Origin of the sequence: Halorubrum salinarum, from assembly GCF_013267195.1 — an archaeon.
GTDB lineage: Archaea > Halobacteriota > Halobacteria > Halobacteriales > Haloferacaceae > Halorubrum > Halorubrum salinarum.
The window spans coordinates 929,995-946,559 of record NZ_CP053941.1 but is presented as its reverse complement, the minus strand read 5'-3'; the positions used below and the strand labels follow the sequence as shown (position 1 = coordinate 946,559).

General features: G+C 75.8%; 15 protein-coding genes. 2 read left to right on the top strand and 13 right to left on the bottom strand.

What is annotated here, in order from left to right; all coding sequences use genetic code 11:
• Positions 1-58 precede the first annotated feature (58 nt).
• The 3 genes from HPS36_RS04835 to HPS36_RS04825 form a co-directional block, all read right to left on the bottom strand.
• Positions 59-1,780, bottom strand: coding sequence for a globin-coupled sensor protein (locus HPS36_RS04835; RefSeq protein WP_235681740.1), 1,722 nt, complete (start codon positions 1,778-1,780; stop codon positions 59-61).
• 115 nt (positions 1,781-1,895) lie between these two features.
• Positions 1,896-3,992, bottom strand: coding sequence for a formate dehydrogenase subunit alpha (gene fdhF, locus HPS36_RS04830; RefSeq protein ID WP_173228801.1), 2,097 nt, complete (start codon positions 3,990-3,992; stop codon positions 1,896-1,898).
• A 92-nt stretch (positions 3,993-4,084) separates the two neighbouring features.
• Positions 4,085-5,011: a hypothetical protein gene (locus HPS36_RS04825; RefSeq protein ID WP_173230788.1), complete on the bottom strand. Its 927-nt coding sequence runs from the start codon at positions 5,009-5,011 to the stop codon at positions 4,085-4,087.
• Between the two features lie 187 nt (positions 5,012-5,198).
• On the opposite strand from HPS36_RS04825, the gene HPS36_RS04820 reads away from it, so the two are divergent.
• Complete coding sequence (locus HPS36_RS04820; protein WP_137716431.1) at positions 5,199-5,894, top strand: helix-turn-helix domain-containing protein; 696 nt, start codon at positions 5,199-5,201, stop codon at positions 5,892-5,894.
• Positions 5,895-5,921: 27 nt separating this feature from the next.
• On the opposite strand, the gene trxA is transcribed toward HPS36_RS04820, so the two are convergent.
• The 10 genes from trxA to HPS36_RS04770 are packed head-to-tail and all read right to left on the bottom strand — an operon-like array spanning position 5,922 to position 15,587.
• Positions 5,922-6,407: a thioredoxin gene (trxA, locus tag HPS36_RS04815; RefSeq protein WP_173228799.1), complete on the bottom strand. Its 486-nt coding sequence runs from the start codon at positions 6,405-6,407 to the stop codon at positions 5,922-5,924.
• A gap of 57 nt (positions 6,408-6,464) precedes the next feature.
• The gene (locus HPS36_RS04810; protein ID WP_173228796.1) at positions 6,465-8,039 is read right to left on the bottom strand and encodes a cobyric acid synthase; all 1,575 of its coding nucleotides are present in this window, start codon (positions 8,037-8,039) and stop codon (positions 6,465-6,467) included.
• An 11-nt stretch (positions 8,040-8,050) separates the two neighbouring features.
• Positions 8,051-8,797, bottom strand: a complete 747-nt coding sequence (locus HPS36_RS04805) for a cob(I)yrinic acid a,c-diamide adenosyltransferase (protein WP_173228794.1) — start codon at positions 8,795-8,797, stop codon at positions 8,051-8,053.
• A complete protein-coding gene (locus HPS36_RS04800) occupies positions 8,794-9,552 on the bottom strand; it encodes an adenosylcobinamide amidohydrolase (RefSeq protein WP_173228792.1) in 759 nt (252 codons plus the stop codon). The genes HPS36_RS04805 and HPS36_RS04800 overlap by 4 nt, the downstream gene beginning before the upstream one ends.
• Positions 9,545-10,594, bottom strand: a complete 1,050-nt coding sequence (locus tag HPS36_RS04795) for an aminotransferase class I/II-fold pyridoxal phosphate-dependent enzyme (protein WP_173228790.1) — start codon at positions 10,592-10,594, stop codon at positions 9,545-9,547. The genes HPS36_RS04800 and HPS36_RS04795 overlap by 8 nt, the downstream gene beginning before the upstream one ends.
• Positions 10,591-11,340 (bottom strand): NTP transferase domain-containing protein, encoded by a 750-nt coding sequence (locus HPS36_RS04790; protein WP_173230787.1) that lies wholly within the window; start codon positions 11,338-11,340, stop codon positions 10,591-10,593. Before HPS36_RS04790 ends, HPS36_RS04795 begins: the two co-directional genes overlap by 4 nt.
• The gene (locus HPS36_RS04785; protein ID WP_173228788.1) at positions 11,340-12,149 is read right to left on the bottom strand and encodes an adenosylcobinamide-GDP ribazoletransferase; all 810 of its coding nucleotides are present in this window, start codon (positions 12,147-12,149) and stop codon (positions 11,340-11,342) included. Before HPS36_RS04785 ends, HPS36_RS04790 begins: the two co-directional genes overlap by 1 nt.
• Positions 12,140-13,159: a CobD/CbiB family cobalamin biosynthesis protein gene (locus HPS36_RS04780; RefSeq protein WP_173228786.1), complete on the bottom strand. Its 1,020-nt coding sequence runs from the start codon at positions 13,157-13,159 to the stop codon at positions 12,140-12,142. The genes HPS36_RS04785 and HPS36_RS04780 overlap by 10 nt, the downstream gene beginning before the upstream one ends.
• Positions 13,156-14,493 (bottom strand): cobyrinic acid a,c-diamide synthase, encoded by a 1,338-nt coding sequence (locus HPS36_RS04775; RefSeq protein WP_173228784.1) that lies wholly within the window; start codon positions 14,491-14,493, stop codon positions 13,156-13,158. Before HPS36_RS04775 ends, HPS36_RS04780 begins: the two co-directional genes overlap by 4 nt.
• The gene (locus tag HPS36_RS04770) at positions 14,490-15,587 is read right to left on the bottom strand and encodes a nicotinate-nucleotide--dimethylbenzimidazole phosphoribosyltransferase (RefSeq protein ID WP_173228782.1); all 1,098 of its coding nucleotides are present in this window, start codon (positions 15,585-15,587) and stop codon (positions 14,490-14,492) included. Before HPS36_RS04770 ends, HPS36_RS04775 begins: the two co-directional genes overlap by 4 nt.
• A 313-nt stretch (positions 15,588-15,900) precedes the next feature.
• Between HPS36_RS04770 and HPS36_RS04765 the strand changes: the two genes are divergently transcribed.
• Entirely contained in the window at positions 15,901-16,491 is a 591-nt protein-coding gene (locus HPS36_RS04765; RefSeq protein ID WP_049931415.1) for a 50S ribosomal protein L15e, read from the top strand.
• Positions 16,492-16,565 lie beyond the last annotated feature (74 nt).

Sequence of the window (16,565 nt, the reverse complement as noted above, 5' to 3'; positions counted from 1 at the left end):
CGGCTCGCTGGCGGGGGCGCTACCGGGGGATCACCGCCGCCGGCTCACTGCCGCCGGCTCACCGCAGGTCGTCCATCTCCAGCTCTCCGGCCGCGATCGCCCGCAGCTCCTCGTCGGAGAGGCGGTCGATCACGAACTGCGGCATCCCCTCCGGGAGCCCGGCCGGCACCGACCGCCCGCCGTCCGTGCGAGACGCCGCCGAAGGGCCGCCGTCCGCGTGAGACGCCGCGGACGATCCGCCGTCGTTCGCGGTCAACCGGCGAACGGCCCGCTCGACGGTCTCGACCGACGCCGACTGCCGCTCGCTCTCTTCGGCCACCTCCCGCATCCGCTCGCTGATCCGGTTCGACTGCTCGACCACCCCGTCGACCGTCGCGGCGATCTCCTCGGCCGCGGCGGCCTGCTCGTCGGTCACGTCCGAGACCTCGTCGATCCCGTTCGCCGTCTCCGTCACCGCCTCGGCGATGGCCGCGAGGCTCTCGGTCGCGTCGTCGACGCGCTCGCTCCCCTCGTTGACCCGGATCGTCGTCTCCGAGAGGCTCTCGACGGTCTCCTCCGTGTCGGTGCGGATGCCCTCGACCATCGCCTCGATGTCGCTCGCGTGGCCCTGTGACTCCTCCGCGAGCGACTTGATCTCGTCCGCGACCACGCCGAAGCCGGCGCCGGCGTCCCCGGCGCGCGCCGCCTCGATCGAGGCGTTCAGCGCGAGGAGGTTCGTCTGGTCGGCGATGCCGTTGATCGCGTCGACGAACTCGTCGATCTCCTCGACCCGCTGCTGGAGCGTCTCGACGTCCTCCGCCACCTCGTCGACCGCGGCGCCGATGTCGTCCATGGCCGCCGCGGCGTCGTCGGCCGCGTCCGCCCCGTCCTCCGCGAGCGTCTCCGCCCGGCCGCTGGTCCGCTCGACCTCGTCGGCGGTCGACGCCACCTCCTCGACCGTCGCCGAGAGGTTCGCCACCTCCGAGGAGACCTCGGCGACCTGCTGCGACTGGTCCTCGGCCGCGTCGCCGACCTCGGCGGCGCTGTCGGCGACGTCGCTCGCCGACTCGCGCAGGTCGGCGATCGGCTCTTCGACCTCCGCTTCCACGTCCGCCATCAGCCGCTCGTTCTGCTCGACCGCCGCCGAGAGCTTCTCGCTGTACGAGTGGATATACGTGTCCGTGACGACCTGCATGTCGAGGTTGACGATCCGGAGGATCGAGAGCAGGTCCTCGATCGCGTCGTCGACCTCCTCCTCGACCGCCGCCGCGGTCGCGTCGTCGACCGTCTCACCGGCGGCGTCGGGGGCCAGCCGGTCGGTGAGCGAGTCCACGAGCCGGTCGCCGACGATCGGCAGGATGAGGTCGTAGTACACGCCGTACTGGCCGAGGTAGTGTTTCATCGGCATCTCGAGCATGTCGTGGATCTTCCCGATCCGCGCCCGGTCCTCGAAGTACTCCTCGCCGTACTCGCCCCCGGCGAGGGTCACGAGGTACGCCGACTGCGTCCGCTTGAGCTGTTCGATCCCCTTCTCGGATCGACCGATCACGTCGACCGTCTGCTGGTGGCCGGTGAGGTTCTCGTAGAAGTCGTCCGCTATCTGGTCGGCGTTCTCCGCGAACGCGTCCTCGTACCGGCTCAGTCGGCGCTCGTCCTCCGCGTCGAAGCCGACGAACTCCTTCCGCCACGCGATCTCGTCCGCGTTGAGCCCAATCTCGTCGACGAGCTCTGACGCGTCGAGCCCCTCGTTCAGGCCGCCCTGGCCGAAGTCGTCCCGGCCGTACTCTCCAGATGTAGCCATACTGAGGCTTCTCCGCCTGGGTTATATAAATGATAACCCGTGCTTCTCACCGGCGATACTCGGGCTCAGCGGCGAGTACCGGGGACGGACGGCCGGGAACGCGGCGTCGGCGAGCTCAGTCGTCGCCGGCCGCCTCGCCTCCGTCGGCCGCATCGGCGGCGGGCTCGACCGCGACGGCCGAGTGTTTGAACTCGGGGATCTTCGCCTCCGGGTCGAGCGCGTCGCCGGTGAGCGCGTTCGCGAGCGGCTCCGCGTAGTGGAACGTGCAGAACGCGACGCCCTCGCGCACCGCCGGCGTGACCTCGGCCGCGACCGCGACGCTCCCGCGCTCGTTCGAGACGGTCACCCGGTCGCCGTCCTCGATGCCCCGGTCGGCGGCGTCGCTCGGGTGGATCTGGAGGGCGTCCTCGCCCCGCATCGCCGTGAGCCGGTCTGAGCGGCGGCTGAGCGCGCCGCTGTTGAAGTGCTGGAGCACGCGCCCGGTCGTGAGGGTCAGTTCGTCCGCGTCGAGGTCGTCGGCGGGCGGGACCGGGTCGACGACCGCGAGGGGGGCGGTGCGCTCGCCCGTCGCGAACGCCTCCGCGTGTAGCACCTCCGTGCCGCGCCCCTCGTCGGCGTCGAACGGCCACCGCTGGTAGCCGTCGCCGATCCCCGCGTAGCTCATCCCCTCGTAGATCGGCGCGACGCGTGTCAGCTCGTCGAAGGCCGCCTCCGGGCCGTCGTAGTCGAACGCCTCGGGACGGTCGGTCAGCCGCCGGCCGAGCGCGGTCAGGATCTCGAAGTCGCGCCGGGCGTTCCCCGGGAGGTCGGCGTTGGGGCGCATCCGCAGCACGCGCCGGTCGGTGTTCGTCACCGTGCCGGACTTCTCGGCCCACGCGCTGCCGGGGAGGACCACGTCCGCGTGCGCCGCCGTCCGCGTCTCGAAGAGGTCGATGACGACGCAGAAGTCGAGGTCGTCGAACGCCGACGCGACCGCGGTCGCGTTCGGCTCGGTGACCGCGGGGTTCTCGCCGAAGACGACCGCCGCGCGCACCTCGTCGCCGAAGCGGTGCGTCGCCTCGACCTCGGTCAGCCCGGGCTCCGCCGGCGGCTCGATGCCCCACTCCGCCGCGACGCGCTCGCGGGCCTCCGGGTCCGTCACGGGCTCGTAGCCGGGGAGGACGCTCGGGAGCCCGCCCACGTCGCTGGCGCCTTGGACGTTGTTCTGCCCGCGGAGCGGGTTCACGCCGGTCCCGGGCCGCCCGACGTTGCCGGTCAGCAGCGCGAGGTTGAGCAGGGCGTGGACGTTGTCGGTGCCGCAGCGGTGCTGGCTCGTCCCCATCCCCGTCACGATCGCTGCGCGGTCGGCCTCGCCGTACGCCCGGGCGGCCTCGCGGATCGCCTCGGGCTCCACGCCGGCCGCCGCGGCGTTGGCCGCTACGTCGACGCCGGCGAGGTGCTCGCGCAGGCGGTCGAAGCCGGTCGTACGCTCCGCGAGGAACGACTCGTCGACGAGGTCCTCCTCGACGAGCACCGCGGCGACCGCGTTCGCCACCTCGATGTCGGTGCCGGGCCGCAGCGGGAGGTGGACGTCCGCGGCCTCGGTCGTGTCGTTCGCGCGCGGGTCGACGTGGACCAGCGTCGCGCCGTCGCGGACCGCCGGGAGGACGTACGACCGGAACGCGACGGGGTGCTGCTCGGCCGGGTTCGCCCCGTTGACGAAGATGCAATCCGCCTCCCCGAGGTCGTCTAAGGTGTTCGTCATCGCGCCCGCGCCGAACCGCTCGCTCATCGCGGCGACCGTCGAGGCGTGGCAGAGCCGCGCGCAGTTGTCGACGTTGTTCGTCCCGAGCACCCGCGCGAGCTTCTGGAGGACGTAGTTCTCCTCGTTCGTACAGTTCGACGACGCGAAGAACTGGACCGCGTCCGGCCCGTGCTCGTCGACGACGCGGCCGATCCCCTCGACCGCGCGGTCGAGCGCCTCCTCCCACGGCGCCGTGACGAAGGTCCCGTCGTGACGCACCAGCGGCTCGGTCAGGCGGTCGTCGTTGTCGACCACGTCGAACGCGGCCGCCCCCTTCGGACAGATCTCGCCGCGGTCGTTCACCGGTCCCTCGACGCCGGTCGCGCTGCCGCGCCCGGCGTACTCGACGCTGCAGCCGACCCCACAGAACGGACAGACGGTGGGGTTCGAATCGAAGCGCCGCTCGGCCGTCTCGGTCGGATCGGTCATCGGGTCGACGTAGGGCCTCCACGACCCTCCCGATGCGGCCGGAACTGCGTGGTGTTTTAAGTAGCAATCCCGCGACCGCCGACCGCTGCGCGTCACCCCGTCACGGCGTCGCCGCCGACCGGCGCGACCTGGCGCCCGAGCGACAGGGCGCCGGTGGTCACGAGGCAGGCGGCGAACGCGATGGTGCCGAGCTTCCCGCCGAAGCCGACGACGTACGGCGCCGCGCCGACGAACCCGACGCCCGCGGTCGCGCCGGCAAGCAGCATCGCGCCTGGGCCGGGGATCCGCTCCGGCGTGGCCATCCCGGCGAACGACGCGCAGAAGGCGACCGCCGCGACCGCGTCGCCCGCGGCGAACAGCGGCGGGCAGACGACGCCGGCGACGAGCCCGACGACCGCGCTCGCGACGACCGGGCCGTGGCCGAGCCGGACGCTCACGAGGAACGTGACGGGCGCGGCGACCGCGGCCGCGGCGACAAGCCCCGCCGCGACGGCCGGGTCCGGGACGGTCCCGGTGCCCGGCGTCAGCCCGCCGAGCGCCGCCACCGACAGGCAGCCGACGAACGCCGTCGTCCCGAGCTTCCCGCCGAACCCGTTGAACGCGCGCTTGGCGGCGACGAAGGCGACGGCGGCGGCGAGCCCGGCTGCGGCCACCGACGCGAGGTCTGCGTCGGCGGCGGGCGTGGCCATCCCGACGAACGAGCCGCAGTACGCGGGGGCGCCGTACGTCTCGGTCAGGAGGTGCGCGCAGAGCCCGACGAGCGCGGACGCCACGACCGCGCCGACGCCGACCCGCACGGAGAGCGCGTACGTGACCGGCGCCGCGACGGCCACCGCGGTCGCGTTGCCGAGGTCGACCCGCGTGACGCCGAAGCCGTCCGTCCGCAGCGCGTCCCGCGTCTCCCTCGCGGCGGTGTGCCCGAGGCTCACCGCGGCGACCGCGAAGACGGCCGCCCCGATCGGTAGCTCCGGTCCGCCGACGGTTCCGCCCGCAAGGCCCGCGGCCGCCGCGGCGCTCATCCCGGCGCCGGCGCCGGTCAGGGCGACCGCTCCGACCACGTGGATCGCTCGGTTCACGGCCGCGACTCCGGGCCGCGGACCGATACCGACCGGCCCTCAGTATTGCGGGTGTTCTCGGTGTGACCCCCCGGAGCGGTCCGCGCGTCGGGGATCAGGCCTTTGTGCCCGTCGCACTAACCCCGACCCGATGGGAACCGGAGGGAAGCCGGCCGACGGCGGCGCGGGCGCGACGCCCGACGGCGTCCGCGCGGGCGTCGCGATCCACGGGACGGGGAACTGCCCGGTCGTCGCCGCCTCGACCGCCCACGAGGGCCCGATCACGGGCGTCACCTGGACGCACGCGGGCGACACGCACACCGAGGAGTTCCGCGCCCGCGACCCGGACGCGGTCGACGGCGCGGAGGGCGTCCCGGAGCCCGCCTCCGTCGTCGACCTCGGCGACGAGCGCGTGTACCGGTACGAGCGCCCCCGCGACGGGGCGTGCGCCTGCCGGATCATCGAGGAGCTCGACTGTCCGATCGCGGACGCCCGCGCCGAGGACGGCGTCCTCCTCCTGACGCTCCACCTCCCCGACCTCGAACGCCTGCGCGACATCGTTTCCGCCCTCGACGGGACGGCGGAGCGCGTCGAGGTCCGCTACCTCGTCGAGGGCGCGGCGCGCGGCGACGGGGCGTCGGACCGGACGCTCGTCGACCGCGGCCGCCTCACCGACCGCCAGTGCGAGGTGCTGCGGACCGCCTACCGCATGGGCTACTTCGAGCGCCCGCGCGACGCCAACGCGAGCGAGGTCGCCGGCGCGCTCGACATCTCTCCGTCGACGTTCGCCGAGCACCTCGCGACGGCGCAGCGGAAGCTGTTGGAGGAGACGCTCGCCGGGAACTGACGGCCCGCCGGGAACTGACGACTCGCCTCAGGCGGCGTGTTCGGCGATCGCGGACTCAAGCGTCGCGCGGTCCTGCGCGCCGACGAAGCGGTCGACCGCCTCGCCGTCGGCGTACAGGACGAGCGTCGGGATGCTGCGCGCGCCCAGCTGCTGGGCGACCGCCTGGTTCGCGTCCACGTCCACCTTCGCGACCGCCGCGTCGGTCTCGGCGGCGAGCGCCTCGATCGCCGGCTCCATCATCTGGCACGGCCCGCACCAGTCGGCGTAACAGTCCACCAAGACCACGTCGTGCTCGTCGACCGCGCGCCGGAGCTCGTCCATTCCGTTCACGTGGATCGGCTCGCTCGGGGTCGCCGTCGACTCGCCGCCGGCGTCGGGTTCGGCGCTCCCGTCGACCGCCTCGCCGTCGCCGAGGCGCGCCTCGAGCTCCCGCCGCTTCCGTTCGCGGATGCGCTCGCGCTCGGTCTTCGCGTCGTCGCCCGCCGGTTCGTCCGCGTCGGCTGCGTCGCTCATGCCACAGTATTGGATACTTGGAACAATATACCTTCCGCCGCCGAATCCGCCCCCGCGTCACTCCGTCGGCCCGAAGAGGCCGTCGAGTCCGGCCGCGCGCAGGTCCACGTGGTCCGCGACGAGGTCGGCAGCGCGCTCGTACGGCGAGCGGTCGGCCGCCTCGGCCCGCGGGCGCTCCCGGTCCGCGTGCGCGAAGACCCGCTCAACGAAGGCGTCGCGCACGGCCGCCGTCTCGAAGAGCCCGTGGAGGTACGTCCCGAGGACGCGGTCGGTCGCGACGCTCCCCGCGCCGAGCGGCCCGGTCGCGACAGCGGTCTCCGCCCCCTCGCCGGCCGCGTCGCCGAGGAGCCGGGTCCGCCCGGCGTGGATCTCGTACCCGGTCGCGCGCCCCGCGGCGCCCGCGATGGGGCCGACGCCGTCGACGGCGCACGTGACGCGCTCGACGCGCTTCTCCGTCGAGAACTCGGTCTCGACGGGGAGGAGTCCGACCCCCGGCACCGCCTCGCGGTCGCCGAGGCCCTCGACGGCCGCGTCGACGAGCCGCTCGCCGAGGATCTGGTACCCGCCGCAGACGCCGACCACGGGGCCGTCGAACGCGCGCAGCGCCGCGTCGAAGCCGGCGTCGCGGAGCGCCAGCAGGTCGTCGACCGTGTTCTTCGACCCGGGGAGGACGACCGCGTCGACCCCGTCGAGCGCGGCGTCGAGCGGGAGGTAGGCGACGCGGACCCCCGGCTCGCGCGCCAGCGGCTCCAGGTCGGTGAAGTTGGAGATGCGCGGGAGCCGCGGGACCCCGATCCGGACGGCCGCCGCGTCGGGGACGCCGTCGTCGGCCCCGAGGACGCCCCTGCCGCGGTCGCCCTCGCTCGGTCCGTCCTCCCCCGCGTCCGGCAGCGAGAGGCTGTCCTCGGCCGGGAGCCCGGGGTCGTCGTGCGGGACGACGCCGATCACCGGCACGCCCGTCCGCGCCTCTATCCCCTCGATGCCGGGGTCGAGGAGGCTCGGGTCGCCGCGGAACTTCGTGATCACGGCGCCGCGGACGCGCTCGCGGAGGTCGTCGGGGAGCAGTTCGAGGGTCCCGTAGAGGCTCGCGAACGCCCCGCCCCGCTCGATGTCGACCGCGATCAGGATGTCGGCGTCCGCGAACCGGGCGCACTCGACGTTCGGGAGGTCGCGGTCGCGGAGGTTGATCTCGGCGACGCTCCCCGCGCCCTCGGCGACGATCACGTCGTGGGCGGCCGCGAGGCGCTCGTGGGCCGCGACCGCGGCCGCGCGCGCCTCCTCCCAGCGGTCGTCGTAGTACTCCCTCGCCGGGGCGTTCGCGACCGCCTCGCCGTCGATCACGACCTGGCTCTCGCCGCCGCCGCGGGGCTTGAGCAGCACGGGGTTCATGTCCGTCGTCGCCGGGACTTCGGCCGCCCGCGCCTGGACGTGCTGGGAGACGCCGACCTCGCCCCACTCGCCGTCCGGGGTCAGCGCGACCCGGGCGTTGTTGCTCATGTTCTGGGCCTTGTACGGGGCGACCGAGACGCCCCGCCGCGCGAGCAGGCGACAGAGCCCGGCCGCCAGCGTGCTCTTGCCGACGTGGCTCGCGGTCCCCGCGATCAGGACGGTGTCGGCGTCGGGAGCGGCCATCTCTTTGGCACTCAGTACTCCGTCCCGCGCCGGGCGCGCTGGCCGTCGTCGAACGGGTGCGCGACCTTGCGGACGTTCGTTATCAGGTCGGCGACGCCGTCGAGGTACTCCGGCTCGGCGTGGCTCCCGGTGAGGACGAGTTCGAGGTCGTCGGGCTTCGACTCGGCGAGGGCGACGACGTCGTCGGGGGCGACGAGCCCGCGGTCGGCCGCGTACAGCAGCTCGTCGACGATCAGCATGTGGACGCCGTCCTCGGGGTCGCCGTCGAGCGGGAGCGGCTCGGTCAGGGCCGCGTCGGCCGCGCCCGCGACGAGTTCCTCCGCGCGCTCGAAGGCGGCCGCCGCCTTCGCCTCGTGCTCGTCGTCGGCCGATCCGTCGAGCAGGCCGTGCCAGCCGTAGTGACCGGCGTTCTCGTAGCTGAACCCGGGGACGGCGGCGATGGCGTTGTACTCGCCGCGGACGCCCTCGACGCTGTCGGCGCCGCCCTTCATCAGCTGGAGCATGTGGACGCGGTAGCCGTGCCCCGCGGCGCGGAACCCCATCCCCATCGCCGCCGTCGTCTTCCCCTTGCCGTCGCCCCACCAGGCCTGAACGAGCCCGAACTCCTCGGGGGCGGCGGGCTCGATCGGCTCGGGCTCGGGGGCCTCGCCGCCGCCCGGGGTGCGGCTCCGGTCGGCGGTCGGTGTCGCGTCGTTCTCGCTGCTCTCGCCGTTCTCGTCGGTCGATGCCTCGTCGGTGGTGTCGTCGTTCGGTGTCATGGGTCGAAGACCTCCGCCCGTTCGTCGGTGACGACGCCGTGTTCGGCGTCGGCCGCCGGACCGGGCACGTCGCCGTCCGGGTACCGCGACCGCAGGCTCGCGCGGACCGCGTCCCGGACGCAGGCGCGGGCCGCGCCGCCGACCGCCGTGGCGCTCCCGGAGAACTCGGTCGGCTCCCCGCCGGAGTCGTCGGCGACGACGACCGCGTCGCTCGTCGTCCCGGGCACCCCCGCGGTCGCGAGCAGCGTCGCCGCCTTCGCCTCGGCCGCGACCGCGACGAGGTTCGCCGCGGCCCCGGGCGCCAGCCGCCGCGTCGTCCCGACGACCAGGTTGACCGTCCCGGGGCCGGGCGGGCCCTCCGCGGCCTCCGTCACCTCTCGCGACTCGGCCGCGTCCGCGGGCGCCGTCGGCAGCATCGCGGGGTTCGACAGACCGACGGTCGCGTACGCGACGGCGGGCCCGAGCCGAGCGGCCCGGGCGTGCTCCATCGAGACGCCGGTAAACAGCGTCGGCGGCGCGTCGGCGGCGGCGTCCGCCCCCTCGCCGGCGGGGTCGTCGGCCTCACCGGCGAATCCGGCCCGCGCCAGCCGCTCGTCGCGGTAGGCTGCGAGGTCCGTCCGGTCGAACCCCTCCGGGACGGTGACGTTGTACGCGGCCGCCGCCCGCGACCGGCCGCCGTCCCACCCGGTCGAGAGCCAGCGCGTCCCCGGTCGGCGGAGCCGGAGGACGCCCTCGCTGACGGTCGCCTCAAACATCGCCGTCCACACCTCCGTCACCGCGGCTCCCGTCGCCGACGCCGAGCGCCGCGAGGAGCCGGTCGTTCTCGGCCGGGCGGCGCACCGCGACCCGGACGTGCGAGTCGAGGCCGCGGAAGGACCGCGCGTCGCGGACGGCGACCCCCCGGTCGCGGGCGCGCTCGATCACGCCGTCCACGTCGCGGTCGCCGACGTCGACGAGCAGGAACGGCGCCTCCGAGGGGGCAACCGCGTAGCGCTCGCCGAGCGCGGCCCGCAGCCGCTCGCGCTCGCGCCGGACGCGCTCGCGGGTCTCGCCGACGAACTCGTCCTGTCGGAGGCAGTACTCGCCGGTCGCGAGCGCCGGCGCGCCCAGGTTCCACGTCCGGCGGGCGCCCCGCAGCGCCGCGCCGAGGTCGCCCGTCGCGACCGCGAAGCCGGCCCGGATCCCGGGGAGCCCGAACAGTTTCGTGAGCGCCCGCGCGACGAGGACGCCGTCGGTCCCCGCGAGCGACGCGCGCTCGGTGAACCCGAGGAACGCCTCGTCGACGAGCAGGACGGTTCCCGCCGCCCGACAGAGCTCCGCGAACGCGAGCAGCGCGTCGCGGTCGTAGCCGGTGCCAGTGGGGTTGTTCGGGGTACAGACGACCGCCAGCGCGTGGCCGCTCGGGTCGGCGTCGAGGACGCGGTCGGCGTCGACGAACGACGGCTCGCCGCCCCGGAGCCGGACCTCGCGGGCGTACTCGCCGAAGCTCGGCGCCGGGAGCAGGGCGGTGTCGCCCTCGTCGACCGCGAGCGCGACCGCGGCCCGGATCGCCGCCAGCCCGCCCGGGGCCGGGACCACGTCCTCGGGGTCGCAGCCCACGTAGTCGGCGGCCGCCCGCCGGAACGCCGCCGGCGGCTCGGGCGGGTACGTCCGCGCCCGCTCGAACGCCGCCCGGTAGACGCGCTCGACGCCGTCGGGGACCTCGGGGTTCGCGTTCGCGCTGAAGTCCAGCAGGTCGGGGTCGTCGCTGCTCCCGTGCGGCTCGCGGCCGAGCGCCGCGGCGCGCTCGCGGTTCACGACCGCCCACCTCCCCCGCGCGCCGCCGTCGCGTCGAGCCAGTCGATCCCGCCGGTCGGGAGCGAGTCGGGTCCGTCGCCGGTGAGCAGCCGCTCCGCGAGCCGGCGGTCTCCAGGGCGGTTGACGTTGACGGCGAGACGCGCGTCGCGGGTCGCCCGGACGGCCTCGTCGCCCGCGTCGCCCAGCGCTCCGACGACGTTGATCCCGGCGGGCACGCGGTCGTCGGCGGCTTCCCCGCTCGCCTCGCCGCCGTTCGCCTCGTCGCTCGCCTCGCCACCGCCGTCCGCCTCGTCGTACCGCGTCGCGGCGTCGGCGCTCGCGCCGAGTTCCCGCTTGCGCGCCGCGGGCACGCGGACCGAGAGCGCGTCGGCGTCGGCGGCGGCGTGCGCGTCGAGGACCGCGTCGACCGCCGGGCCGTCGAGCAGCGGCAGGTCGACCGCGAGGGTGAGCGTCGGCGCGTCCGGCCCGGCTTCGAGGGCCGCCCGGAGGTCCGCGACGTACCCGTCGCCCGGCGTGTCGAGCACCCGGAGGTCGACCGAACCCGCGTCCGGGTCGTCGGAACCGCCGTCCCGCCGCGCAACCAGTCGCTCGCGCGTCCGCGGCGTGTGCGGGGAGACGGCGGCGTACGCCGTCTCGACCCGGCTCGCGGCGAGCGCGTCGAGCGCGCGGTCGACCATCGACCGCCCGGCGACCGCCGCGAGCGGCTTCTCGCCCTTGCCGAGCCGGGTGCCCCGGCCGCCGCACATCACGAGAGCGTCCACGCGATCACCCCCGCGTGAACCCCGACGACCCGGGCGACCTCGGTCGCCGCGCCGAGCACGTCGCCGCTGACCCCGCCGAGGCGCACGTTCGCCCACGCCAGGCCGACGATGGCGACGGCGCCCGCGGCGGCCAGCGCCGCGCCGGGGACGAACGCGGCGTTGAACCCGACGCCCGCCGCGGCCGCGGCGGGGCCCAGCAGCGCGGCGGGGGCCGCCGCGAGCGCGACCCAGGTCAGGTCCCGCGGGCCGGACTCGGCGGTCAGCGCCGACCCGAGCCCCTCGTGGGCGGCCTCGCCGACGCAGACGAGCGCGGCTGCGGCGCCCCTCGCGCCGACCTCGGCGGCGACGACGAGTGCGACGGCGTCGACGAGCGAGAGCCGGGCGAGGTCCACCGCCACCGTCGCCGCCGTCGCGAGGCCGAAGACGACGAGCGCCACCGCGAGCGCGCCGCCGACGCCGAGCGCCGAGTCCTTCATCACCTCGCGGCGGCCCTCGGCGTCCCCGTGGACGACCGCCGCGTCGCCGAGGTCGGCGACGCCGTCGAGGTGGGTGATCCCGCTGACGAGGTACAGCCACGCGGGGACCGCCGCCGCGACCGTGGGGGACGGGACCGGGACGGGGAGCAGCGTCGCGGCGACGACCGGGAGCGCGACCAAGGTGCCGAGCGCGTAGGCGACCGCCGGCATGGCCGCGGGCGTCCGCCGGAACGCCTCCCAGGCCGCCTCGTCGCGGCCGACGGGGACCCGCGAGCAGAACCCGAGCGCGCCGCGGAGCGCGGCGACCGTCAGGACCACGCGATCACCCCCGCGAGCGCGAGGAGCCACCCGGCCGCGGCCGCGACCGCGATCCCGCCGGCGGCGCCGACGAGGCGCACGGCGTCACGGGCGGCCGCGGGCGTCGGCGGCTCGGGCCCCCCGGGGAGCGCGTACGCGCCCGGCTTCTCCAAGCGGACGCCGAGCGCGACCGCGGCCGTCGCCATCGGCCACCCCGAGTTCGGCGAGGCGGGCTCGCGGGCCAGCGACCGCGCCCGTCGCAGGCTCCCGGGCGACCGAGCGGCGACCGCGAGACAGCCCGCGGCGGCTCGCGCGGGTAGGAACATGGCGGCGTCGTCGAGGCGGGCGCTCGCCCGGCCGACCGGCTTCGAGCGGTAGCCGAGCATCGAGTCGAGCGTGTTCACGGCCTTCGCCCAGGCGGCGGCCGCGACGCCGGCGGCGAGCGCGACTGACGGGACGGCGGCGCCCCCCGCCGCCGCGGCGAGCGCGACGGCGACGGTCGCGCCCGCGACGAACCAGGCGAGGGGCGCGACGAACCCGTCCGCGAGGTTCTCGGCGGCGCTCTCGACCGCGGCGCTGCGGAGGTCGGCCGGCGAGAGGGCGGCGGGGTCGCGGCCGACGAGCGCTCGGACGGACTCCCGGGCCGCGTCGGGGTCGGCCTCGCTCTCCGCGACCACCTCGCCCGTCACGTCGAGCAGCATGCGCAGGCTCGCGGTCGAGAAGCAGACGGCGGCCGCGACGGGGACGGCGAGGACCGGGACCCCCCCGAGCCGGGGGCCGTAGACGGCCGCGAGGCGGACCGCTCCGCCGCAGGCCGCCGCCGCGGCCAGCGGGAGCGCGACCGCGACCGCGGCGCCGACGAGTCCCGGACGCCCCCACTCGCGGTCGAAGGGCCCGATGAGGCGCCCGAACAGCGCGACCGGGTGGACCCGCCGGGGCGGCTCCGCGACCGCGAGGTCGAGCGCGACGGCGACGGCGAGCGGGGCGAGCAGCGTGACCGCCGCGGCCGGGAGGACACCGCTCCCCGTCACCGCTCCACCTCGTCGAGGAACGCGTCGAACGCCCCGCTCGCGGCGTGGACGTGGCAGTACGTGCCGAGGGTCCGGTGCTCGACGAGCCCCTCGCGGTCGCCGTCGATGCCCGTACCGCGCTCCACGTCGAACGCGAACCGAGCGTCGTCGGCGATGTCGGCCGCGGAGTAGTGGAACTCGTGGCCGCGGAGCCGGTCGCCCGCGCCCGCGGTGAGCGTCTCGGTCCGCGCGCGCAGTTCGACGTGGTCGAGCCCCTGGTACCGCTCCCGCATCTCGACGCTCGCGGGGAGGACGCCGGCCATCTCGTGGGCGTCGCCCTCGACAGTCGTCAGCGTCTCCGCGAGCGCCATCAGCCCGCCGCACTCGCCGAGTACCGGGGTCCCCTCGGCCGCGGCGTCCGCGACCGAGTCGAGCGCCGGCCCCTCGGCGAGCGCCGCCGCGTGGAGCTCCGGGTAGCCGCCGGGGAGGTAGACCCCGTCGCAGAGCGGGAGGTCGTCGCCGGCCGCCGGCGCGAACGGGACCACCGTCGCGCGCTCCGCGAGGCGCTCGCGGGTGGCCGGGTACACGAACCGGAACGCTGCGTCGTCGGCGACCGCGATCCGCGGAGGGTCGCCGTCGCCGCGGCTCGCGGCGGCGTCTCTGACGCCCGCGTCCGAGGTCGCCTCCGCGCGGGGCGTCGGCTCGCGCGCGAGGTCGAGCAGCCGGTCGGTCCGGAGCGCCTCGGCGGCGGCGTCGAGCGCCGCGTCGTCGAGCGGGGCCTCCTCGGCCATCCGGAGCCCGAGGTGCCGGTCGGGGACCTCCAGGTCCTCGCGCGGCGGGACCCGGCCGCAGTAGTCGAGCCCGTCGGGGAGCGCCTCGCGGATCCCGTCCTCGTGGCGGCCGCCGTGGGCCTTCTGGGCGATCACGCCCGCCACGTCGAGGTCGTGGGGCGTCCGGTCGGCGTACGCCGCGAAGCCGAGCGCGGTCGCCGCGACGCTCTCCATCCCCGCGCTCGCGTCCACGACGAGGACGACCGGCAGGTCGAGCGCGGCCGCGACGCCGGCGGTGCTCGCCGCGTCGCCGTCGTACAGCCCCATCATCCCCTCGATCACGCACACGTCGCCCTCGCCGCGGGCGTAGTTCCGGCGGAGCCCACCGGGCCCCTGGAGCCACGGGTCGAGCGTCCGCGAGGGCCGGCCCGCGACCCGGGCGTGGTGGCTCGGGTCGATGAAGTCCGGGCCCGCCTTCGCGGGCTGAACCGTCCGTCCCGCGGCCTCGAACGCGCGCAGCGCCGCGAGCGTCGCCACGGTCTTGCCGACGCCGGAGGCGGTGCCGGCGAGGACGAGCCCCTTCACGGCGGGTCGCCCCCGCTCGTCGGCGTCGAGCCGTCCGGGTCGCGCGGCGCGCGCTCGGCGAGAAGCCGGTCGGTCACGGCGGCGATCCGATCGCGGACGGCGGCGTCGGCGACACCCGCGCGCTCCGCGAGCGCGAGCGTCCCGCCCATTCCGACGCCCTCCTTCGCCTCGCCCCGGGCGTACGCCGCCAGCGCGGGGTGGTCGCCCTCGGCGAACCCGGGGTCGGCCGCCGCGAGCGTCAGGTCGAGGTCGGCGGCGAGCGCCGGGAGGTCCGCCGTGGGGTCGTCGGCGACGAGCGACGTGGTCGCCAGCGGGAGCCGGCGGTCGACCCCGGCGTGTCGCGCGAGCGCCGCGGCGGCGGCGAGCTGGGTGCCGCCCGCGAGCGTGACGTCGACCTCCTCGTCCGCGCAGCCGACGAGCAGCCCGGCGACCGCGGCGAGGACCGGGTCGCCGGCCAGCCGGACCGCCTCGATCGGGTCGCCCGCCGCGCCGCCCGGGTCGAGGCCGCTCGCCGCCAGCCCCTCGGCGACGACGCGGCGCTTGCGCTCGATCGGGTTCGCCGGGAGCGACGAGGAGACCGCGGCGCGCTCGCCGAGCGCCGTCAGGACCCCGAGCGCCGTCGTCGTTCCGCCCGGGATCGTCTCCGCGACGAGGAGTTCGGTCGCCCCGTCGCCGCCCGCGTCGTCGCCGCCTCCGGACGCGGCGAGGTCCGGCGCCAGCGACCGCGCGCGCTCGAAGACGGTCGCCGCCGCCGGGACCGGTTCCGGGTCGCGCACGTCGCCGCCCGGCGCCGCGCCGACGCCGCGCGTGGCGGCCGCGGTGGGCGCTCCCAGGCCGGCGTCAATGAACTCGGCTGGGAGCGACTCGGGGCCGAGCAGCTCGCGGACGGCGCGGGTGACGACCGCGGGGGTCGGACAGCCGCCCGGGCTCACCGGCACGGGCGAGCCCGGGGCCGGGCGCCCGGACGCGACGATCTCGAGGTCGGCGCTCGGCGTGTGGACGCGCAGGTCGGGGTCGGCGCCCGCGGCGCTAATTCCGTCGATCGCGGCCGTCTCGGTCGTCCCGGCGACGACGACGAGGGTCACGTCCCCCACCGGACACCCCCTCCGTCGAGGCCGCGTCGCCCCGGCGCGGCGTCGATGTGTACCACTGGCGGTTAATCGATACAAGTGAACTTTAATCGATCGACGCGGGGTGCCGGGAGCGCGGCCGAGCCTCCCTGTCACTCCTCCGCACGCGACCCGCGGAGCGAAGCGGTTAAGGGCGGACCGCGGATAAATCCGCCAACTCGCTGGTGCGGACACAGCGGGCACTCGCCGCCGGGAACGTCGGGTCGGCCGACGCGCGCCCGGGACGAGACGACATGTAGCCCCTCGCGGCTGAATCGCAACCGTCCGCGGACACACAATGGCACGAAGCTTCTACTCGCACATCAAGGAGGCGTGGCGGTCCCCCAAGGAGGGGAAACTGGCCGAGCTGCAGTGGCAGCGCAAACAGGAGTGGCGCGACCAGGGCGCCATCGAGCGCATCGAGCGCCCCACCCGGCTGGACAAGGCCCGCGAACTGGGCTACAAGGCCAAGCAGGGCGTCATCGTCGCCCGCGTGAGCGTCCGGAAGGGCGGCTCGCGCAAGCAGCGCTTCAAGGCGGGCCGCCGCTCGAAGCGCCAGGGCGTCAACCGCGTCTCGCGGCGCAAGTCGATCCAGCGCATCGCCGAGGAGCGCGCCTCGCGGAAGTACCGCAACCTCCGCGTGCTCAACTCCTACTGGGTCGGTGAGGACGGCTCCCAGAAGTGGCACGAGGTCATCCTCGTGGACCCCGCCCACCCCGCGATCGAGAACGACGACGACCTGAACTGGATCTGCTCGGACGACCACAAGGGCCGCGCGTACCGCGGCCTCACCTCCGCCGGCACCAAGGGCCGCGGCCAGCGCAAGCGCGGCAAGGGCACCGAGAAGACGCGCCCGAGCGTCACCTCGAACGACCGGCAGGGCAAGTAACGCCCTCGACGAAATCGACGTTTTTCCTCGCGGTCCGCGCTCCCGACGAGCCGCGGCGCCGTGCGACGGCGACG